The sequence below is a fragment of the Aeromonas sp. S5(2024) genome, assembly GCF_041403025.1.
GTDB lineage: Bacteria > Pseudomonadota > Gammaproteobacteria > Enterobacterales > Aeromonadaceae > Aeromonas > Aeromonas hydrophila.
This window is the reverse complement of record NZ_JBGLRI010000001.1, coordinates 478,627-497,457: the sequence shown is the minus strand read 5'-3', so window position 1 is coordinate 497,457 and position 18,831 is coordinate 478,627. Positions and strand designations below refer to the sequence as shown.

Genomic DNA, 18,831 nt, shown 5'->3' with positions numbered 1-18,831 from the left:
ATTCCTTTGACGATGAGAGACCTTTTTGAGATCGAGGCCTCAATAAGAAAGAATAAGCTCTATATCTTGTAATAACATATTGTTATAACAAATCGTCACTTCTCATTCAGAAACCACAGGGTAATCTTGTTTCATCGCCGTAACAAACAGGGATAGCACCATGAGCAAAATTTTTGAGGACAACAGCCAGACCATAGGTCACACCCCGCTGGTTCGTCTCAACCGTGTTACCAAGGGCCGCGTGCTGGCCAAGATTGAGAGCCGTAACCCAAGCTTCAGCGTCAAGTGCCGCATCGGCGCCAACCTGATCTGGGATGCCGAGAAACGCGGCGTCCTGACCAAGGGCAAGGAGATCATCGAGCCCACCAGCGGTAACACGGGTATTGCTCTGGCCTTCGTGGCCGCCGCCCGTGGCTATCCCATCACATTGACCATGCCGGCCACCATGAGCCTGGAGCGCCGCAAGCTGCTCAAGGCACTCGGCGCCAACCTGGTGCTGACCGAAGGGCCGCTCGGCATGAAGGGCGCCATTGCCAAGGCCAACGAGATCCTCGAGTCCGAGCCGGGCAAATACGTACTGCTGCAACAGTTTGAAAACCCCGCCAACCCGGAGATCCACGAGAAGACCACCGGCCCCGAGATCTGGGATGCCACTGACGGTCAGGTGGATGTGTTCGTGGCCGGCGTCGGCACCGGCGGCACCATCACGGGTGTCTCCCGCTACCTGAAACAGACCAAGGGCAAGGCGGTGGTCTCCGTCGCCGTCGAGCCGAGCGAATCGCCGGTGATCAGCCAGCGTCTGGCCGGCCTTGAAATCAAACCCGGTCCCCACAAGATCCAGGGTATCGGTGCCGGCTTCATCCCGGGCAACCTGGACCTCACCCTGCTGGATCGCGTCGAGCAGGTGAACAGCGATGACGCCATCGAGATGGCTCGCCGCCTGATGGAAGAGGAAGGGATCCTGGCCGGGATCAGCTCAGGCGCCGCCGTGGTGGCCGCAGCCCGCCTCGCCGAGCTGCCGGAGTTTGCCGACAAGACCATCGTCGTCATTCTGCCGAGCGCCGCCGAGCGCTACCTCTCCAGCGCCCTGTTTGCCGGGGTGTTCAGCGAGCAGGAACTGCAGCAATAAGTGATCGGATTATTTCAAAACAACGGCGCTCCCAGGAGCGCCGTTTCTTTATGAGCTAGACTGAGCACTTGGCAGCGCCAGTCGACCCCTTATTTTTCGGGGTAAAATAACAAGCAACCCAGCGACAAAAAAAGCAGACATTCTGTGATAAATCTCATATCCTGTGCCGCGTCACGAGGTGTTTGCCGACTAGGTATCACAAAGTAACAAAGTGTTATTTTTCGTTATAAAATAATTTCAAGCCAGCATTGACGCGGCTTGTAGAGCGATAACGGAAAAGAGTTGAGGCAGACACTGAATACTGCACAGAAAATTGACCTGGATTAAACCATTGCAGGTCTGATTTCGTTACTTTACAACATATCCATACTGACACGGTGCGAGAAGGAAGCGTCAAAAGCATCCCTCACACCAAAAAATATCAATAATATGGGGTGAAACCATGTACGAGAAGTCTGTTGTTATTACTGCTGAAAACGGCCTGCACACCCGTCCGGCAGCTCAGTTCGTGAAAGAAGCCAAAGAATTCCAAAGCGAGATCACTGTGGTCTCCGGTGGCAAATCCGCCAGCGCCAAGAGCCTGTTCAAGCTGCAGACCCTGGGCCTGACCAAAGGCACCAACGTGACCATCCAGGCCGACGGCCCGGACGCTCAGAAAGCCGTTGAGAAGCTGGTTGCCCTGATGGACGAGCTGGAGTAATCCAGCTTTATTCCTCCCCCACAGTCGTTTTAATAGGAAGGATTATGATATCTGGCATTCTTGCGTCCCCCGGTATCGCATTCGGCAAGGCGCTTCTTCTGAAAGAAGATGAAATCGTTATCAATCAGGGCAAAATTGCTGCCGAACAGATTGATGCCGAAATCAACCGCTTCCTCGAAGCCCGCACCAAGTCAGCCGCACAGCTGGAAGCCATCAAAGAGATGGCCGGTCGCACCTTCGGTGAAGAAAAAGAGGCCATCTTCGAAGGCCACATCATGCTGCTCGAAGATGAAGAGCTGGAAGGGGATATCAGATCCTTCATCAAAGACAACAAGGCCACCGCTGACAAGGCCATCTACGAGGTCATCGAGCAGTACGCGAAGATGATGGCCGAGCTGGATGATCCCTATCTGCGCGAGCGCGCCACCGACTTCCGTGACATCGGTACCCGTCTGGTCAAGAACGTACTGGGTATCGCCGTTGTCAACCTGAGCACCATCGACGAAGAGGTTATCCTGGTCGCCAAAGACCTGACCCCGTCCGAAACCGCTCAGATCAACCTGAAATACGTGCTGGGTTTCGTCACCGACATCGGTGGCCGTACTTCCCACACCTCCATCATGGCCCGCTCCCTGGAGCTGCCGGCCATCGTGGGTACCAACGACATCACCGAGCGCGTCAAGAATGGTGACGTGCTGGTGCTGGACGCGATCAACAACCAGATCATCATCAATCCGACTGCCGAACAGCTGAACGAAGCCAAGCAATTCCAGGCCCAGTTCCAGGCCGAGAAAGATGAACTGGCCAAACTGAAAGATCTGCCTGCCATCACCCTAGATGGCCATCAGGTCGAAGTGTGCGCCAACATCGGTACCGTCAAGGATACCGAAGGTGCCATCCGCAACGGCGCCGAGGGCGTGGGTCTGTACCGTACCGAGTTCCTGTTCATGGACCGTGACGCGCTGCCGACCGAAGACGAGCAGTTCAAAGCCTACAAAGAAGTGGCCGAAGCGATGCCGGATCAGCCGATCATCGTGCGCACCATGGACATCGGCGGCGACAAAGAACTACCCTACATGAATTTCCCGAAAGAGATGAACCCCTTCCTGGGCTGGCGTGCCGTGCGGATCTTCTTCGATCGCGCCGACATCATGCACGCCCAGCTGCGGGCCATCCTGCGTGCGTCTGCCTTCGGCAAACTGCGCATCATGTTCCCGATGATCATCTCTGTCGAAGAGTTCCGCAGTCTGAAGGCTACCGTAGAGACGCTGAAAGCCGAACTGCGTGCCGAAGGCAAAGCCTTTGATGAATCCATCGAAGTGGGTATCATGATCGAGACCCCGGCTGCTGCCGTGATGGCTCATCATCTGGCCAAGGAAGTGGATTTCTTCAGTATCGGTACCAACGACCTGACCCAGTACACCCTGGCTGTCGACCGCGGTAACGAGATGATTTCCGCCATGTACAACCCGCTGTCACCCTCCGTCCTGACGCTGATCAAGATGGTTATCGATGCATCCCACGCCGAAGGCAAGTGGACCGGTATGTGTGGTGAACTGGCTGGTGACGAGCGTGCCACCCTGCTGCTGCTGGGTATGGGTCTGGATGAGTTCTCCATGAGCGCCATCTCTGTACCGCGTATCAAGAAGCTTATCCGCAACACCAACTTCGAAGATGTGAAGGCCATGGCTGATCAAGCGCTGAGCTTTGCCACCGCCGCCGAAATCGAAGCCTGTGTAGATAACTTTATTAAGCAGAAGGCAGTCTGCTAAGATCGGCTGCAAACAGCGACAATCATCTCTAGGAGCTTTTACTATGGGTCTGTTTGATAAACTGAAGAAACTGGTTTCCGATGACAGTTCTGATACCGGCGGCATCGAAATTTTTGCCCCGCTGTCAGGCGAAATCGTACCGATCGAAGATGTGCCCGACGTAGTCTTCGCCGAGAAGATCGTCGGCGACGGCATCGCCATCAAGCCGGCTGGCAACAAGATGGTTGCGCCGTGCGACGGCACCATCGGCAAGATCTTCGAGACCAACCATGCGTTCTCGCTGGAATCCGACTCTGGTATCGAGCTGTTCGTTCACTTCGGTATCGACACCGTTGAGCTGAAAGGCGAAGGCTTCAAGCGCATCGCCCAGGAAGGTCAACAGGTCAAGCGCGGTGACACCATCATTGAGTTCGATCTGGCCGTTCTGGAAGCCAAAGCCAAATCTACCCTGACTCCTGTGGTCATCTCCAACATGGACGAGATCAAAGAGCTGGTGAAGATGACGGGTGCCGTGACTGTGGGCGAGACCCCGGTGATCCGTATCAAGAAATAATGCCGCATGGGCCCAGCGCCCGTCGCCGCAACAAAAAACCGAAGCCCAGGCTTCGGTTTTTTTATGGGCGTTTTCCGGCTAGGCCCTACCGAATACCACCCGGTTGCGGCCGTTGCTCTTGGCCTGGTAGAGCGCCTTGTCCGCCACCTGCAGCAGGCTGTCGCTACTATGGCCATCGCCTCGGGTGACACAACCCAGACTCATCGTCAGGGAAAAACTCTGCCCCTCCCACGCGACCACATGGTCGACAAACTGCCGGCGCAACTGCTCGGCTCGCTCGACCACCTGTTCAGCGTCCACCCCAGGCAGGATCAACAGAAACTCCTCCCCGCCCCAGCGGGCCAGATGCTCTGCGGGCTGCAGCTGCCGCGCCATGATACGCGCCACCTCGCACAGCGCCGCATCCCCGGCGGGATGGCCGTAGCGATCATTGATCTGCTTGAAGTGGTCGATATCGCACAGGATCACCGAGAAGGGCTCCCCCTGCAGCCAGAACGCCTGCAACTGCTGCCCGGCGGCACGCCGGTTGCCAAGCTCGGTCAGCGGATCGGTGCAGGAGAGCCGGCTCACCTCCTCTATCATGCAGTGCAGGTCGTGGATGTCGCGCAGCGTCACTATGTGCCAGCCCGGCATGGCATCCGCCGTCAGCTGGGCCGTGATGGTAAACCAGCGCTGCTGGCCGCTCTTGCAGTAGAGACAGGCGTTCATCTCGGCCACCGCCGCGCCGTTGGCCAGACTGGTCATCACCGCCTGGTTCCAGCGCTCAATCGCCTGGGCCCTGCTCTCTTCATCGCGATAGACGGTGGCAAACCAGCTGGCCATGTCGGGCAGATCCGTCAGGTCGTAGCCCAGCTGAGTCACGAAGGCCCGGTTCACGAACCTGTGATGACGGGCCGGGATCTCCGACAGTCGGGTGGGTATGCTGCCCAGCGTCTCGCTGCAGGCGGATTCCGATATCAGGATCGGAAACGGGATCACGTCGAAGGAGCGAAACAGGATCTGCTGCAGCTCGGTCAGGATCACAGGATCGGTGATGTTCAAGGTAACTCCTTTACCAAGGTACCGTTCCAAGGTAAGTGAGCGCTGATCGCGGGTAAAGCACTCATTGCGCGGCTCTGACCGCCTTGGTCGCAGCATTTTCTCCCGGTTGCCACTCCTGATAGGGGCCGTGAATGGCGGAGTAGATCTTGTCGAGCTGACCGGAGGCCCTGAGCCGCTCGATGGACTGGGTCAGGAAGCGGTCGACCGCATCCCCTTTCGGCCCCTTGGGGATGATGAACACATCGTCGAACTCACCGAAATAGACCCGGTGGATATTGGTCAGCCCCATCTTGCGCAGGGTGAAATCCGCCTCCTCCTGCGCCCACAGAAAGGCATCGATGCGACCCCGGCTCAGCTTGCCGAGGGATTGCTCGAGCGAGAGGGAGCGCTTGACCGAGAAGGGCCAGAAGTCGGTCACCCCCTCGATGAGCAGATCCCGCTTGGTGTACTCGTAGCCCAGCACCATGGCGGGAGTAATGGGCGCCGCACTGTTGCTGTAGAGCACGTGGGTCACCTTGCCAAAGGTCACCGAGCTGAAGCGATAGGGCAGCATGGACTCGTCGATGTAAGGATTTCGCAGCGCCGGCAGGTTGAAGTCCGCCTCCCCCACCACCACGCTGCGGGTGGCACGGGACATGGGGTAGACCATCACGCTCACCTCCACCCCGTCATCCAGCCCGGCGATGGCCTTGACCAGGTCGACGAAGGGACCGGTGCCGTTGGAATCGATGAGCCCCGGCAACAAACCAAGATAGGCTGAAAAATGAGTCGGTCGGCCAGGTTCTGCCGCAGCCAGCCGCTCCTCGTCGGCCCCCGCCATCCCCAGCAGCATGGCGAGCAGCATCAAGCCTGCCAGCACGCCCACTCTCAGATGCTTCATGATGCAACCCCTCACCACCTTGGCCGGCATGGCCCTGTTGATCAGAAGCATAGACTCGGCACAGAGTGTGTCGGGCGAGTTGCAAATAAGATGTTAAAAAACACACCGAGATCAAGGTTTTGACACATCTGCGCGGTAACATGAAACAGAATGGTGCAGGGGCAGGATGCCCGCTGCGACCACCCTTGATGCAATGCGAGCCCCGAGAAGGATATGAGCATGTTGAAAAATACCGAACAACGTTATGGCAGCCTGAGCATAGGGCTGCACTGGTTGACCCTGCTGCTGATGATCGCCGTCTATGCGCTGATGGAGTTCAGGGACATCTTCCCCAAAGGGTCGGCTGGCCGCGACCTGATGAAGGAGTTTCACTTCATGGTGGGCCTGCTGATCCTGGCGCTGGTGGTGGTGCGCCTGCTGGTGCGCGTGGGTAGCCCCTCACCGCGCATCGTGCCCGAGCTCTCCCCCCTGATGCTCACGCTGGCCAAGCTCGCCCACCTGGCGCTCTATGGCTTCCTGATCCTCACCCCGTTGCTGGGCTGGCTGCTGCTGAGCGCGGGCGGCAAGCCCATCCCCTTCTTCGGCCTGGAGCTCCCCGCCCTCATCGCCCCCGATGACGGCCTGAAGGGCACCATCAAGGAGCTGCACGAGACGCTTGCCAACATTGGCTATGCCCTGATTGCCCTGCACGCGGCGGCAGCCATCTACCACCATCATGTGCTCAAGGACAGCACCCTGACCAATATGCTGCCCGAACGGCGCAGTTGATCCCTTGCCAGCAAAGAGGGGCGTACTCGCCCCTCTTTTGATCAGGCCTGTTTGGCCACGACTTCGGCAGCATCGACAGCCTTGTTTTTACCTTCAGGCTGCAGTTGCTTGACGTTACCCTTGCTCTCGCCCTTTTGCTCCTCCTGAGACTGGGACTGGCCGACAAACTGGCCTCCTTTGCGGATGGAGAGGCTCCCGCCCTTGAACAACCCCTTCATCTTGCCGTTTTCGAGGATCTCCACCTCGCTCGAGGCACAAGTGCCATCCAGAGTGCCATTGATGATCACGTGGGCGGCGCTGACATCCCCTTCAATCCGGCCGCCTTCCATGATGCGTACCGTCCCGCTGTTCAGCTGCAGCGTCCCGACGAACTGACCATACACATCCAGATTGCCCTCCACCTGCAACTCGCCCTTGAAACGGGCCCCCTTGGCGATCACCGTAGTCGTGCTCCCCGCCCCGACCATCTCAGACTCATTGCGCTTTCGTCCAAACATCTTGGTTTTCTCCACCATCAACAGCAGCACCATCAGTAGCAACGGCACTATGGGTAATTTGTAATATGCAGATCCCGCCACATAGAGCAGCAACGCCAGGCCCCAGCAGAACCAGATGAGGTACAACGCGTCACTGCGTGGCCGCATCGCGATGCGAGCCAGGATCCTTTCAGGCATCAATGTCATTGACCATTCCCTCTTGCGGGCAGATGGATGCAAGACCGGGGTCAACCCCTCACTCTCGTTTCCCGCGATACGCGGGCATGGACCTAGCTCAAGCGACCAGATTGCCGAAACACTGAAACAAAAAGCCCCGCCAGAAGGCGGGGCCGCGATTCATCCGTAAACCCAAGCAGGACTCAGGGCAACACCACCCGGCTTTCGCCGCCGCCGAGGGCCTCCACCCGCACCTGCACGCCGATCCGCTCCACCAGGGTCTGCACGTGGGAGATGACCCCGATCTGACGACCGGCCGCCTGCAAGGAATCAAGGCTGGCGAGCGCCAGATCCAGGCTGTCGGGGTCGAGGGTGCCGAAGCCCTCGTCGATGAACAGCGATTCGACCTGGGTCTGGCGCGACGACAGGCTGGAGAGGGCCAGCGCCAGCGCTAGCGACACCAGGAAGCTCTCGCCACCGGAGAGGGAGTCCACCGAGCGCACCTCGTCCCCCATGTCGAGATCCACCACCTGCAGCGCCAGATCGGTGCCGGGCACCCGTTCCAGCCGATAGCGAGGGGAGAGCTCGGCGAGCTGGGCGTTGGTCTCCAGCAACAACCGCTCCAGCGTGAGGCTCTGGGCGAAGGTACGCAGCTTGGCGCCGCTGGCCGAGCCGATGAGATCACAGAGCCGCTGCCAGTGATCCGCCACCGCCTGCTGGGCGGCCAGTTCCTCCTGCAGGGTGCCCGCCTTGAGGGCCGCTGCCTCGGCCTGGGCCAGCGTGCTCTTGCACTGGAACAGCTGCTCGTCGAGGGCGCGGCAGTGCGCCTCCAGCGCCGTCAGCCGGCTGTCGAGCTCCTGCGGCGCCAACGCGGCCAGCTCGGGGTGATGCTCGCGGTAACGATCCCGCTTGCTCTCCTCCAGCGCCAGCGCCCGCTGCCGTTCGGTCAAACGAGTACGCGCCTCGGCGCGGGCATCCTCCAGCACCTGCAAGGCGGCGCGGCGCGCCTTGAGCTCATCCGGGCTCATGGCCAGCAGGCGGCGCAGGTCATATTCGGCGATGCCGAGGCTGCTGGCGTGGGCAGCCCAGCGCCCCAGCACCTCCCGTCGCCGCCGGCTGCTCACCTGCTTCTCCTGCTCCAGATGGCTGAGACGGGTCTTGAGCTCGGTCTGACGCTCGCGCAGGGCGCGGGCAGCCCCCTGCATCGTCTCCAGCTCGCTGGCCAGCTGCTGCAACCGCTGCTGCCAGCGGCTTTCGACCAGGGCAATCTCCTCGCCGCCCAGACAGGTGGCACGACTGGTGACCAGCCCCTGCCGTTGCTGTTCATGCTCCTTGTAGTCGCGCTCGAGCTTGTGCAGCAGCTCGCGCTGAGTCTGCAGGCGTGCCTCCTGGGCGCTCAGGGCCGGGGTGAGGCTGGCAATCTCGCCGGCCAGCCGCTCCCACTCGCTCTGGCCGTGCAGCCAGGCCTCGCAGGCCCGCTGCCACTCGTGCCACTGCTGGCTGCCGATCCACTGGCGCCAGGGCTGGCCCCCCATCTGTTCGTCGAGCCGGCTGCCCCCCTGCTCAAGGCGCTGGCGCAGGGTCGTTTCCTGCTCGCCCATCGCCTTCACCTCCCCTTCCAGGGCGATGCGCTGGCGATCGGCCTCCTGCCACTGCTGCTCGAACTGCTGGTGCTGGCTGGTCAGCTGGCTCAGCTGCTGGCGCACGGCCTGCAACTGCTGCTGCCCCTGCTGGGCCTCGCGCAGTTGCTGCTGGCTCCTAGCCAGCCCCTGCTCCAGGCTCTGGCCGCGGCCGAGCAGGGTACTCATCAACTCGTTCCACTCGATCGGGCTCTGACGCAGCGGCAACGGATGGCCCAGCAGCTCGGCACCGCCCAGCTGCTGCCAGCGCTGGGTCAGCTGCTCGGCGCGCGTCTCCAGCTCAGGCAGATGTTGCTGGCGCACCGCCAGCTGACGGGCCAGCTCCTGGCGCTCGCTCTCGCACTGAATGTATTGGTGATTGAGCCGCTCCCACTCGAGCTCCAGGCTGCAGACGCGCTCCGCCAGTTGCCCCAGAATGCCCGCCACCTGTGGCTGGCTCTGGTGATAGGGGTGCTCCTCGGCGCCGCAGAGCGGGCAAGGTTCGCCGTCGCGCAGGATATGGCGATGCTGCTCGAAACTGGCGATGGCACGGGACTGCTCCAGCGCGTGGCGCGCCTCGTCCCGTTGCAGGGCGAGCCGCTCGCGGGCCGGCGTCAGCTCGTCGCCGAGGATGGCCAGCTTGCCGAGCGCCTGCTCCAGCTGGGCGATCTCCTGCTGCAGGCGACCATGCTGCTCGCCGTGATTGCGGCCATAGTCGGCCAGCTCCAGCAACTGGCGCAGCTGGCCCAGCTGCTCGGTCTGCCCTTGCCACTGCTCCTGCGCCTTGGCCAGGCGCCCCTCCCACTGCTGCTCCTGCAGCTCGTGCTGTTGCTGCTGCAGCCGCTCCTGCTCGCGCTGCCAGTAGTCGCGCTCCTGCTGCCCCTGCTCCAGCTGGTGCTGCAACTGCCTGAAGGCACGCAGCTTGTGTTCGCGCAGGGTAAGGAGCTGCTGCAGCCTGTCGGCATCCTCGGCCCAATCCTGCATGGCGGTGAGCAGGGGCTGCCACTGGCGGGCCACCGGTGCCAGCTCCTTGTGCTCCTCAAGCCAGGCGCCCCACTGCTGGTGCTGGGCCTTGAGCTGCTCCACCTGCTGGCGCTGCTGGCGCCAGCCCTGCTCCAGGGTGAGCTGCACCTCCCGCTCCTGCGCCCCCTCCTGCTGGATCTTCTGCAGTTGCTGCTGCTTGTCCCGAATGCGGGTGTCGAGCTCCTGCGCCCGTTTGAGTTCGGGTTGCAGGGCGCCCCACTCGCGCTCGGCGGCGATCTTCTCCGCCAGCAGCTGCTGTTCGGTGAGGGCGCTCTGCTGGGTCTGCTCCTCCAGCTTGCCAAGTTCGGGGCCAAGCTCGGCCAACGCCTTCTCCTGCTGCTGCACCTCCAGGGTGAGGCGGGCCAGCTCGTCGTGATCGGCGCGGGCCACCTGGGCCTGCTCGGCGCGGGCGAACTCCTCCCGCTCGGGGGCGGCCGCAGCGTGGGCCGCCTCGGCCGCGGCAAGGGCCGCCTCTCCCTCCTGACAGGCCTGCAACTGGGCGGTGATGCGGCCGTTGAGATCGCGCAAGTCCTGCATCAGCTGCTGTTGCTGCTGCTCGTGCTTGAGGCTGGTGGCGAGGCTGACCTGCTGGCTCACCCACTGCTCGCGGGTCGCCTCGTCCATCAGCGCCACGTCGCCGAGCCGCTGGCTGATGGCGGCCAGCTTCTGCTGCTCCTCCCGCGCCCGTTCATGGGTCTGAATCGAAATGGCGGAGTAGAGTTCGGTGCCGGTCATCCGTTCGAGCAGGGCCGAACGCTCGTCGGCGCTCGATTTGAGGAAGGCGGCAAACTCCCCCTGCGGCAGGATGACGGCGCGGCGAAACTGCTCCCAGGAGAGCCCCACCAGCTCGTCGATGCGATCCTGCAGCTCCCGCTTGCTGCCACTGAACACCTGGCCCGACGCCACGTCGGTCAGGCTGCGCTCCTGGGCCTGAAAGCGCCCCTCGGCGCGGTTGCGGGCCCGGCGCACCGCCCAGCGGGCCAGCCAGATGCGGCCATCACAGCCGCGAAACTGCACCTCGGCGAAACCGCTGGCGTGGCCGCGGCTGAGGATGCCGCGCACGTCGTTGGCCTTGAGCTTCTCCTCGTCATCCATGCGGCCCACTTCGGCGACGTTCTTGCGGTTGGCGATAAAGCGCGGCATCTCGTCGTAGAGCGCCAGACAGATGGCATCGAGCAGGGTACTCTTGCCGGCGCCAGTATTGCCGGTGATGGCAAACAGACCGGCGGCCCCCAGAGCGCCACCGGCAAAGTCGATGGTAAAAGGGCCGGTCAGGCTGGCGAGGTTCTCACCACTCAAAGAGAGGATCTTCATACGCCACACGCCTCCATCCATACCGACCCGATATCGCGCGTGCTCTTGCCCCCATCAGCCCGGGTATTGCCGGTGATGGCAAACAGGCCGGCGGCCCCCAGGGCGCCACCGGCAAAATCGATGGTAAAGGGGCCGGTCAGGCTGGCCAGATTCTCCCCTGACAGCGACAAGATTTTCATTGGCTGGACTCCTTCACCTGCTCCAGGATCTCTTCAAACGACGCCACCAGCTCGGCCTCCGGCTCCCCGTCGAACTGACGCTGATAACAAAGGCGAAACACCTCGGTCGGGGAGAGCTCATCCAGCCGGCGCTGGCCGGCTCCATCCGCCAGCCCCTGGCCCGAGCCCTGATAACTGGTCGTGATGCGGGCAAGGCGCACCGGCTTGTCGCCGATGGCGGCCAGCACGCGCTCGCGGATGCGGGCCTCGGGTTTGGGCAACAGCAGCCGCACCTCGAGGAAGGGCTGCGCCAGCTGCGGGCAAGCGGGCAGGTCCAGCGCCTCGATGGCCTGGAGCGCCTCGTCGAGGCCGCTCTGGGGCAGCCGGATCATCTCCACCGCACGGGGCACCGGGATCCGCTCAAGCCGGGTCAGCTTGCCCCCCTCAAACGTCACCTCCAGCACCTGATGGTTGTAGTTCGCCTCGGCCAGCGAGAGCGGCAGCGGCGAGCCGCTGTAGTGCACCCCCTCGGCCGGGCTCTGGGCCAGGTGCAGATGGCCCAGCGCCGTGTAGTCGGCGGCGGCAAACAGCTCGGCAGGCAGGGCATGCTGGTTGCCACCAAGCACCCGCCGTTCGGAGAGCTCGGAGAGCTGGCCCGCCGCCAGATAGGCGTGGCCCAAGGCGATGAGGGCCTGATCCGGATGGCAGCGCGTACGCCCCTCGCTCAGCACCGCCTCATAGACCTGGCGTACCCCTTCGATGAGTCTGTCCTGCCCCTCGCTGAGCCCCTCCGGGCGCAGATCGCTGCTGCGCAGAAACGGCACGGCGGCGCACCAGGCGGCCACTTCGCCATCCTTGCCTCGCAGCGGCACCAACAGACGCTCGGTCTCGAGCCGCCCTTCGTCGTCCCGGCTGATGCTGCCCACCAGATGCAGGTCGAAGGCGCGCAGCAGCTCGTGGGGGGCATCCAGCTTGGAGGGAGAGTCGTGGTTGCCGCCGATCAGCACCATCTCCAGTGCCGGGTGCTCGGCGCGCAGCCGCGCCAGAAAGCGGTAGAGCTGCTGCCAGGCGCTGGCGGGAGGGTTAGCGGTATCGAACAGGTCGCCCGCCACCAGCAGGGCGTCGATGTCGCGGCGCTTGATGGTGTCGGCCAGCCAGTCGAGAAAGGCGTCGTGTTCAAAACGGCGATCGTGGCCATGGAGTTGATGACCAAGATGCCAGTCGGCGGTATGCAGGATCTTCATGAAAAACGGCTCGTATGGAGGAGGTGTCAGCGGCACCCGATGCAGACAAGATGAGGATATGCCTCCCCTTTTTCAAGCCATACCCGGCGCGGCCGGCAGATTCAGGCGGGCTCGCAGCACATCTGGTACTGGGGATGACCGGTGAGGGGATCGGCCACCTCCCCCTCGATCACGAAACCGTGGCGACGATAGAAGCGCACCGCCAGATCGTTTTCCACGAACACCCGCGCATGCAGTCTGACCCCCTTGGATTTGGCCTCCTGCAGCAGGGCATGGCCCACCCCCCGCCCCTGGCGGTCGGGGCGCACGAACAGGGCCGCCAGATAGTCATCCACCAGCGCCATGAAACCGAGCAGCTCGCCGCGCTCCTCGAACACCCAGATGCGGGCGTGATCGAGATAGCGGGTACGCAGATCTTCCTGGGCCTGCCACCAGCAGGAGGCATCGACAAAGTCGTGGGCCTGCAGGGAGGCCAGCAACCAGATTTCGACGATCTCGTCCATGTCGTCGGACCGACTCGCCCTCAGCATATTGGTATCCTTGTTAACAACCTTAACATCCGCAGTCTAGGGGAGTTTGATGACGGCTTTGGGGACGAATATGACTCCCTGTGAAGTCGATCGCCCTTTATTTAACAAGAATGATTGGCTGATCACAAAGCGCCTCTCTAGTACAATGCCCGCCGGACAATCTATGAGACCGAGGACGCCATGTGGTTTAAAAACCTGCAGATTTATCGCTTTACCCGCCCCTTCGAGCTGACCGTCGAGCAGCTGGAAACCCAGCTGGAAGCCTGTGCCTTCACCCCGTGCGGCAGCCAGGACATCTCCCGGTTCGGGTGGGTCAAGCCCCTTGGCAAATTCGGCTCCACCCTGACCCACTCCGCCGCCGGCCACATCCTCCTCTGTGCCCGCAAGGAAGAGAAGATGCTGCCCGGCACCGTGGTCAAGGAGATGCTGGCGGAGAAGGTAGAAGCGATCGAGTTCGAGCAGGGCCGCGCCCTCAAGAAGAAAGAGAAGGAAGCGCTCAAGGAGGAGATCCTCCACACCCTGCTGCCGCGCGCCTTCAGCCGCACCAGCCAGACCTTCGCCTGGATCAATCCGGCCGACAACCTGATGGTGGTGGACGCGGGCTCCGCCAAGAAGGCGGATGACCTGCTGGCCCTGCTGCGCAAATCCATCGGCACCCTGCCGGTGGTGCCGGTGGCCCTCAAGAACCCGCCCGAGATCACCATGACCGAGTGGCTGAACGAGGGCAACCTGCCCGCCTCCTTCACCCTGGAGGACGAGGCCGAGCTGCGCAGCGCCATGGAGCACGGTGGCATCATCCGCTGCAAGCAGCAGGATCTGATGACGGACGAGATCAAGAACCACCTGGCCAACGACAAGCTGGTCACCAAGCTGGCCCTCAACTGGGGCGAAACCCTGAGCTTCGTGCTGGGGGACGATCTCTCCATCAAGCGCCTGAAATTCAGCGAAGAGCTGCGCGAGCAGAACGACGACGTCACCAGCGAAGATCCGGCCGCCCGTCTGGATGCCGACTTCGCCCTGGTCACCGCCGAGCTGGCCCAGTTCATCCCGGCCCTGTTTGCCGCCCTGGGTGGTGAAGAGCAGTCCATCTAAGCGAACTGGCTCAGTCTGATTGCAAAAAACCGCCTCCGGGCGGTTTTTTTATGGGCGTACGCTCGGTGTGACTTGTTGATAGATGAGTAACTTGTTGTTCTGATTCAACAACTTGAGTCATTAGCGCCAATCGTGACATAGTCGCCCTTCATGCTCATAAAACAGACAAGGAGAGTGTCATGTTGCGCAAACCACTGGGGCTGGCCATCGCCCTCGCACTGCTGGCCGGCTGCGCCACTCAGCAGATGCAAGCGCCCCCCGCCCACACCCTGATCGCGCCGGAGGCCGCCAGCGGCTGGCAGGACAAACAAGGCTGGCAAGGCCGCGACTTCATGGTGGCCGCCGCCAACCCGCTGGCGGTGGAGGCGGGCTACCAGATGATCCAGGCCGGCGGCAGCGCGGTGGACGCCGCCATCGCGGTGCAGCTGGTGTTGACCCTGGTGGAGCCGCAATCCTCCGGCATCGGCGGCGGCTCCCTCATGCTGGTGTGGGATGGTCAGAAAGTCGCGGCGGTGGATGGCCGCGAGACGGCCCCCGCCGCCGCTACCGATCAGCTGTTCATGAAGGATGGCAAGCCGATGACCTTCTACGACGGCGTGGTGGGCGGGCGCTCGGTGGGCGCCCCCGGCACGGTGCGGGCGCTGGCGCTGGCCCACCAGCGTTACGGCAAGCTGCCCTGGGCTGCGCTGTTCGAGCCCGCCATCACCCTCGCGGAGCAGGGATTCGTGATAAGCCCGCGGCTGGCCGCGCTGCTGGCCAAGGATCCCTACCTTGCCAAGGACCCGGACGCGCGGGCCTACTTCTATCAGGCCGACGGTAGCCCCAAATCGGCGGGAACCCGACTGACCAACCCGGCGCTGGCCAAGGTGCTGCAAACCCTGGCAAGCCAGGGGCCGGACGCCTTTTATCGCGGCCCGCTGGCCGAGGCCATGGTGGCCAAGGTGCACGCCCACCCGACCAACCCCGGGGTGCTGAGCGCGGTCGATCTCGCCAGCTACCGCGCCAGGCTGCGCGACGGCCTCTGCTTTGAGTATCGCCAGAGCCGGGTGTGTGGCTTCCCGGCCCCCTCGTCCGGCACCCTTGCGCTCGGCCAGATCTTCGGCATGCTGGAGAGCCGCGACATGGCGGCCCTCAAGCCGGTGCCAGGGGAGCAGGGCCAGCCGGCCGCCTCCGCCGAGGCGATCCACCTCTACAGCGAGGCAGCGCGGCTCGCCTTTGCCGATCGCAACCAGTACGTGGCGGACAGCGACTATGTGGCGGTCCCCGTCAGCGGCCTGCTCGACAAGCACTATCTGGCCCGGCGCGGCGCCCTCATCGGCGAGCGTTCCATGGGCCTGGCCAAAGCGGGCACCCCGCCACTGGCGCCGGCTCGCGGCCAGGATGCCACCCCGGAGCTCCCCTCCACCAGCCACGTCTCCATCGTCGACAAGGCGGGCATGGCGATCTCCATGACCAGCTCCATCGAAGACGGCTTCGGCTCGCGGCTGATGGTCAACGGCTACCTGCTCAACAACCAGCTCACCGACTTCTCCTTCACCTCGCTGGACACCGCCGGGCTGCCGGTGGCCAACCGGGTGGAACCGGGCAAGCGGCCGCGCTCCTCCATGTCCCCTCTGCTGGTGTTTGACAAGGACAGCGGCGAGCTGGAGATGAGCCTGGGCTCGCCGGGGGGCTCCGCCATCATCAACTACGTGGGCAAGACGTTGCTGGGCACCCAGGATTGGGGGCTCAACCTGCAGCAGGCGATCAATCTGCCCAACTTCGGCAGTCGCAACGGCCCCACCGAGCTGGAGGCGGGCCGCACCCCGGCCGCGGTGGTCGAGGCGCTCAAGGCGAAGGGGCACGAGGTGGTGCTGAGCGAGCAGACCTCGGGCCTGCAGGGCGTGCAGCGCAACGCCGGTGGCTGGCTTGGCGCCGCCGATCCGCGCCGGGAGGGGATCGCCAAGGGCCAGTGAGCTCGGCTGAATCTGCATTCAGCCCCCCATGCAGTGAAGCGGCCAGTCGGCCGCTTTTTTGCTATCTCCCCTCCTCCAGCGGTGACCAGAAAAACCATCAACGATTGATTACTGTTGCCAGCCTGACCGCCAGAGAAGCGCGCTTTCACCTCAAAACAGCCACTTATACAGTTTTAATCGCAAATTAAGTCTTAAATGTGGATAAATATTGTTTTTCTACCAAAAACGTATTATTTTTCAACAGAAACGGCAACTGTTGTCCCCCAGACACACCCTCTGTGCATGCGGCCAGCATCTGTCTCTTTCGCCCCCTGCTCATTGACAGCTGCCCTCTTCGCCCGCGCGGTGATCTGGTAGCCCCCTGACTGCCATTAGCGAGGTGACGACATGGACCACTCCCTTCCCCTGATTACCACTCTGGTCGGCGGCTTCGTGCTGGCCTACATCCTCGGCATGTTTGCCCAGCGCCTCAAGATTTCCCCCATGGTGGGTTATCTGGCGGCCGGGGTGATCTCGGGCCCCTTCACCCCAGGTTATGTGGCCGACATGAAGCTGGTGCCCGAGCTGGCGGAGCTGGGGGTGATCCTGCTGATGTTCGGGGTGGGGCTGCACTTCTCCTTCCGCGATCTGATGTCGGTGAAGCGGATCGCCATCCCCGGCGCCATCGCCCAGATCGCGGTCGCCACCCTGCTCGGCATGGGGCTCTCCTCCCTGCTGGGCTGGGATCCGGTCGCCGGCCTGATGTTCGGCCTCGCCCTCTCCACCGCCAGTACCGTGGTGCTGCTGCGGGCGCTGGAGAGCCGCCAGAATCTGGAAACCCTGCAGGGGCGCATCGCCATCGGCTGGCTCATCGTCGAGGATCTGGTGATGGTGCTGGCGCTGGTGATGCTGCCGATCATCGCCGACATCCAGTTCGGCGAGCAGACCCTGAGCTGGCAGAGCATAGCGCTGGATCTGGGCTGGACCCTCGGCAAGGTGAGCCTTTTCGTGGCGCTGATGATGGTGGTGGGCAGCCGCTTCATCCCCTGGCTGCTGGCCCACACCGCCAGCACCGGCTCGCGTGAGCTGTTCACCCTGGCGGTGCTGACCTGCTCGCTCGGCATCGCCTTCGGCGCGGTCAAGCTGTTTGGCGTCTCCTTCGCCCTCGGCGCCTTCTTCACCGGCATCGTCATGAACCGCTCCGAGCTGAGCCACCGCGCCGCCAACAACACCCTGCCGCTGCAGGACGCCTTCGCCGTGCTGTTCTTCGTCTCGGTGGGCATGCTGTTCAACCCGGCGGTGCTGCTGACCGAGCCGCTGGCGGTGCTGGCCACCCTGTTCATCATCATGTTCGGCAAGTCGGCGGCGGCCTACGCCATCGTGCGGCTGTTCCGCTACAGCCGGCGCACCGCGCTCACCATCTCCGCCAGCCTGGCCCAGATCGGCGAGTTCTCCTTCATCCTCATCGGGCTGGCCATCGTGCTCAAGCTGGTGCCGGAAGGGGCCCGTGACCTGATCCTGGTGGGGGCCAGCCTCTCCATCATGCTCAACCCGCTGGTGTTCAACGCCGTCGAGCGCTACCTGGAGAAACACCCGGACGCCGACAACGCCAAGGTGCTGGCCGAGTGCAAATGCCCGGCGGTGGAGATGAAGGCCCACACTATACTGGTAGGCTATGGCCGGGTCGGCCGCCTGCTGGTGAACGGCCTGCAACAGGCCGGGCGCGAGCTGGTGGTGATCGAGCAGGATCCGCATCGGCTGGAGAGCCTGCGCCAGGCCGACATTCCCCACGTCAACGGCAACGTGGCCGATGACGAGGTGCTGTGCCGCGCCGCCATCACCGACGCCAGCTGGCTGCTGGTGGCCATCCCCAACAGCTTCGAGGCCGGAGAGGCCATCGCCCAGGCCAAGCTCATCAACCCGGCGATCAGGGTGATCGCCCGCGCCCACAGCGACGACGAGGTGAGCTTCCTCACCAAGCAGGGGGCGGACAAGGTGATCATGGGCGAGCGGGAGATAGCCCTCGGCATGCTGGCCCAGGCCACCACATAAACTGCCATCCAGTGAACCAGAGGGGCCTTGGCCCCTCTTTTTTTATGCCCCTTTGTCCACCCGCGCTTTGGGGTACTCACACCCCTCCCTACCCATTCCCGCCGGCATTTCGCGCCGACATGGCACAATTTGACTCCCTTTGTCAGCCCCCCAGGTCAGGGCCGCACGCCGCCTCTGCGGCGGGCGCGCTGCGCAGCTTCCCCTCGCCAGCACAAAGCTCCAGCGGTTACCCCCAGCGGGGCGCAGTAGACAGCAGATCCTGCAGCGGCCCCCACCGGACGGGGGTAGGGTCGCGCCAGATGGGCAAATTCGCCGTTTTCTCCCTTTGGCTAGACTGGGCCAGTCGTCTTATGACACCCACTTGGCACA

Annotated in this window: 14 protein-coding genes and 1 pseudogene; 8 read left to right on the top strand and 7 right to left on the bottom strand. The window is 63.0% G+C overall.

All coding sequences use genetic code 11. From position 1 onward, the window contains the following. Positions 1–160 precede the first annotated feature (160 nt). The 4 genes from cysK (at position 161) to crr (ending at position 4,154) form a co-directional block, all read left to right on the top strand. Positions 161–1,129, top strand: a complete 969-nt coding sequence (gene cysK, locus ACB032_RS02275; protein WP_011706833.1) for a cysteine synthase A — start codon at positions 161–163, stop codon at positions 1,127–1,129. A gap of 442 nt (positions 1,130–1,571) precedes the next feature. Then, entirely contained in the window at positions 1,572–1,829 is a 258-nt protein-coding gene (locus ACB032_RS02270; RefSeq protein ID WP_005303128.1) for an HPr family phosphocarrier protein, read from the top strand. 44 nt (positions 1,830–1,873) lie between these two features. Further along, positions 1,874–3,601: a phosphoenolpyruvate-protein phosphotransferase PtsI gene (gene ptsI / locus ACB032_RS02265; RefSeq protein WP_011706834.1), complete on the top strand. Its 1,728-nt coding sequence runs from the start codon at positions 1,874–1,876 to the stop codon at positions 3,599–3,601. A gap of 43 nt (positions 3,602–3,644) precedes the next feature. Continuing rightward, positions 3,645–4,154, top strand: a complete 510-nt coding sequence (crr, locus tag ACB032_RS02260) for a PTS glucose transporter subunit IIA (RefSeq protein WP_005303134.1) — start codon at positions 3,645–3,647, stop codon at positions 4,152–4,154. Between the two features lie 78 nt (positions 4,155–4,232). On the opposite strand, the gene ACB032_RS02255 is transcribed toward crr, so the two are convergent. Together ACB032_RS02255 and ACB032_RS02250 are read right to left on the bottom strand one after the other, a co-directional pair. Further along, entirely contained in the window at positions 4,233–5,195 is a 963-nt protein-coding gene (locus ACB032_RS02255) for a diguanylate cyclase domain-containing protein (protein WP_371137255.1), read from the bottom strand. Positions 5,196–5,256: 61 nt separating this feature from the next. Then, positions 5,257–6,075 (bottom strand): ABC transporter substrate-binding protein, encoded by an 819-nt coding sequence (locus tag ACB032_RS02250; protein WP_371137254.1) that lies wholly within the window; start codon positions 6,073–6,075, stop codon positions 5,257–5,259. A gap of 219 nt (positions 6,076–6,294) precedes the next feature. Here ACB032_RS02250 and ACB032_RS02245 point away from each other — a divergent pair, with 219 nt between their 5' ends. After that, a complete protein-coding gene (locus ACB032_RS02245) occupies positions 6,295–6,843 on the top strand; it encodes a cytochrome b (RefSeq protein ID WP_371137253.1) in 549 nt (182 codons plus the stop codon). Positions 6,844–6,884: 41 nt separating this feature from the next. On the opposite strand, the gene ACB032_RS02240 is transcribed toward ACB032_RS02245, so the two are convergent. The 5 genes and pseudogenes from ACB032_RS02240 to ACB032_RS02220 form a co-directional block, all read right to left on the bottom strand. Further along, entirely contained in the window at positions 6,885–7,526 is a 642-nt protein-coding gene (locus ACB032_RS02240; RefSeq protein WP_371137252.1) for a polymer-forming cytoskeletal protein, read from the bottom strand. Between the two features lie 173 nt (positions 7,527–7,699). Continuing rightward, on the bottom strand, positions 7,700–11,452 hold the full coding sequence (locus ACB032_RS02235; RefSeq protein WP_371137251.1) for an AAA family ATPase: 3,753 nt from the start codon (positions 11,450–11,452) through the stop codon (positions 7,700–7,702). Between the two features lie 56 nt (positions 11,453–11,508). Next, positions 11,509–11,631, bottom strand: a pseudogene (locus ACB032_RS02230) (exonuclease SbcC); the annotation flags it as partial. After that, on the bottom strand, positions 11,628–12,854 hold the full coding sequence (locus tag ACB032_RS02225) for an exonuclease SbcCD subunit D C-terminal domain-containing protein (protein WP_371137250.1): 1,227 nt from the start codon (positions 12,852–12,854) through the stop codon (positions 11,628–11,630). The gene ACB032_RS02225 and the pseudogene ACB032_RS02230, both read right to left, overlap by 4 nt. A gap of 101 nt (positions 12,855–12,955) precedes the next feature. After that, positions 12,956–13,384, bottom strand: coding sequence for a GNAT family N-acetyltransferase (locus ACB032_RS02220; protein ID WP_206818462.1), 429 nt, complete (start codon positions 13,382–13,384; stop codon positions 12,956–12,958). A 180-nt stretch (positions 13,385–13,564) separates the two neighbouring features. Here ACB032_RS02220 and rdgC point away from each other — a divergent pair, with 180 nt between their 5' ends. From rdgC to ybaL, 3 genes are all read left to right on the top strand, one after another. After that, on the top strand, positions 13,565–14,476 hold the full coding sequence (gene rdgC, locus ACB032_RS02215; RefSeq protein ID WP_371137249.1) for a recombination-associated protein RdgC: 912 nt from the start codon (positions 13,565–13,567) through the stop codon (positions 14,474–14,476). Positions 14,477–14,655: 179 nt separating this feature from the next. Next, positions 14,656–16,431, top strand: coding sequence for a gamma-glutamyltransferase (gene ggt, locus ACB032_RS02210; RefSeq protein WP_371137248.1), 1,776 nt, complete (start codon positions 14,656–14,658; stop codon positions 16,429–16,431). A 387-nt stretch (positions 16,432–16,818) separates the two neighbouring features. After that, entirely contained in the window at positions 16,819–18,462 is a 1,644-nt protein-coding gene (gene ybaL / locus ACB032_RS02205; RefSeq protein ID WP_371137247.1) for a YbaL family putative K(+) efflux transporter, read from the top strand. Positions 18,463–18,831 lie beyond the last annotated feature (369 nt).

What these genes read in the sequence shown, in the direction of transcription:
- cysK (WP_011706833.1), top strand. Translation starts at nt 161, where the DNA reads ATGAGCAAAATTTTTGAGGACAACAGCCAGACCATAGGTCACACCCCG.
- ACB032_RS02270 (WP_005303128.1), top strand. Translation starts at nt 1,572, where the DNA reads ATGTACGAGAAGTCTGTTGTTATTACTGCTGAAAACGGCCTGCACACC.
- ptsI (WP_011706834.1), top strand. Translation starts at nt 1,874, where the DNA reads ATGATATCTGGCATTCTTGCGTCCCCCGGTATCGCATTCGGCAAGGCG.
- crr (WP_005303134.1), top strand. Translation starts at nt 3,645, where the DNA reads ATGGGTCTGTTTGATAAACTGAAGAAACTGGTTTCCGATGACAGTTCT.
- ACB032_RS02250 (WP_371137254.1), bottom strand. Translation starts at nt 6,075, where the DNA reads ATGAAGCATCTGAGAGTGGGCGTGCTGGCAGGCTTGATGCTGCTCGCC.
- ACB032_RS02245 (WP_371137253.1), top strand. Translation starts at nt 6,295, where the DNA reads ATGTTGAAAAATACCGAACAACGTTATGGCAGCCTGAGCATAGGGCTG.
- ACB032_RS02240 (WP_371137252.1), bottom strand. Translation starts at nt 7,526, where the DNA reads ATGACATTGATGCCTGAAAGGATCCTGGCTCGCATCGCGATGCGGCCA.
- ACB032_RS02235 (WP_371137251.1), bottom strand. Translation starts at nt 11,452, where the DNA reads ATGAAGATCCTCTCTTTGAGTGGTGAGAACCTCGCCAGCCTGACCGGC.
- ACB032_RS02225 (WP_371137250.1), bottom strand. Translation starts at nt 12,854, where the DNA reads ATGAAGATCCTGCATACCGCCGACTGGCATCTTGGTCATCAACTCCAT.
- ACB032_RS02220 (WP_206818462.1), bottom strand. Translation starts at nt 13,384, where the DNA reads ATGCTGAGGGCGAGTCGGTCCGACGACATGGACGAGATCGTCGAAATC.
- rdgC (WP_371137249.1), top strand. Translation starts at nt 13,565, where the DNA reads ATGTGGTTTAAAAACCTGCAGATTTATCGCTTTACCCGCCCCTTCGAG.
- ggt (WP_371137248.1), top strand. Translation starts at nt 14,656, where the DNA reads ATGTTGCGCAAACCACTGGGGCTGGCCATCGCCCTCGCACTGCTGGCC.
- ybaL (WP_371137247.1), top strand. Translation starts at nt 16,819, where the DNA reads ATGGACCACTCCCTTCCCCTGATTACCACTCTGGTCGGCGGCTTCGTG.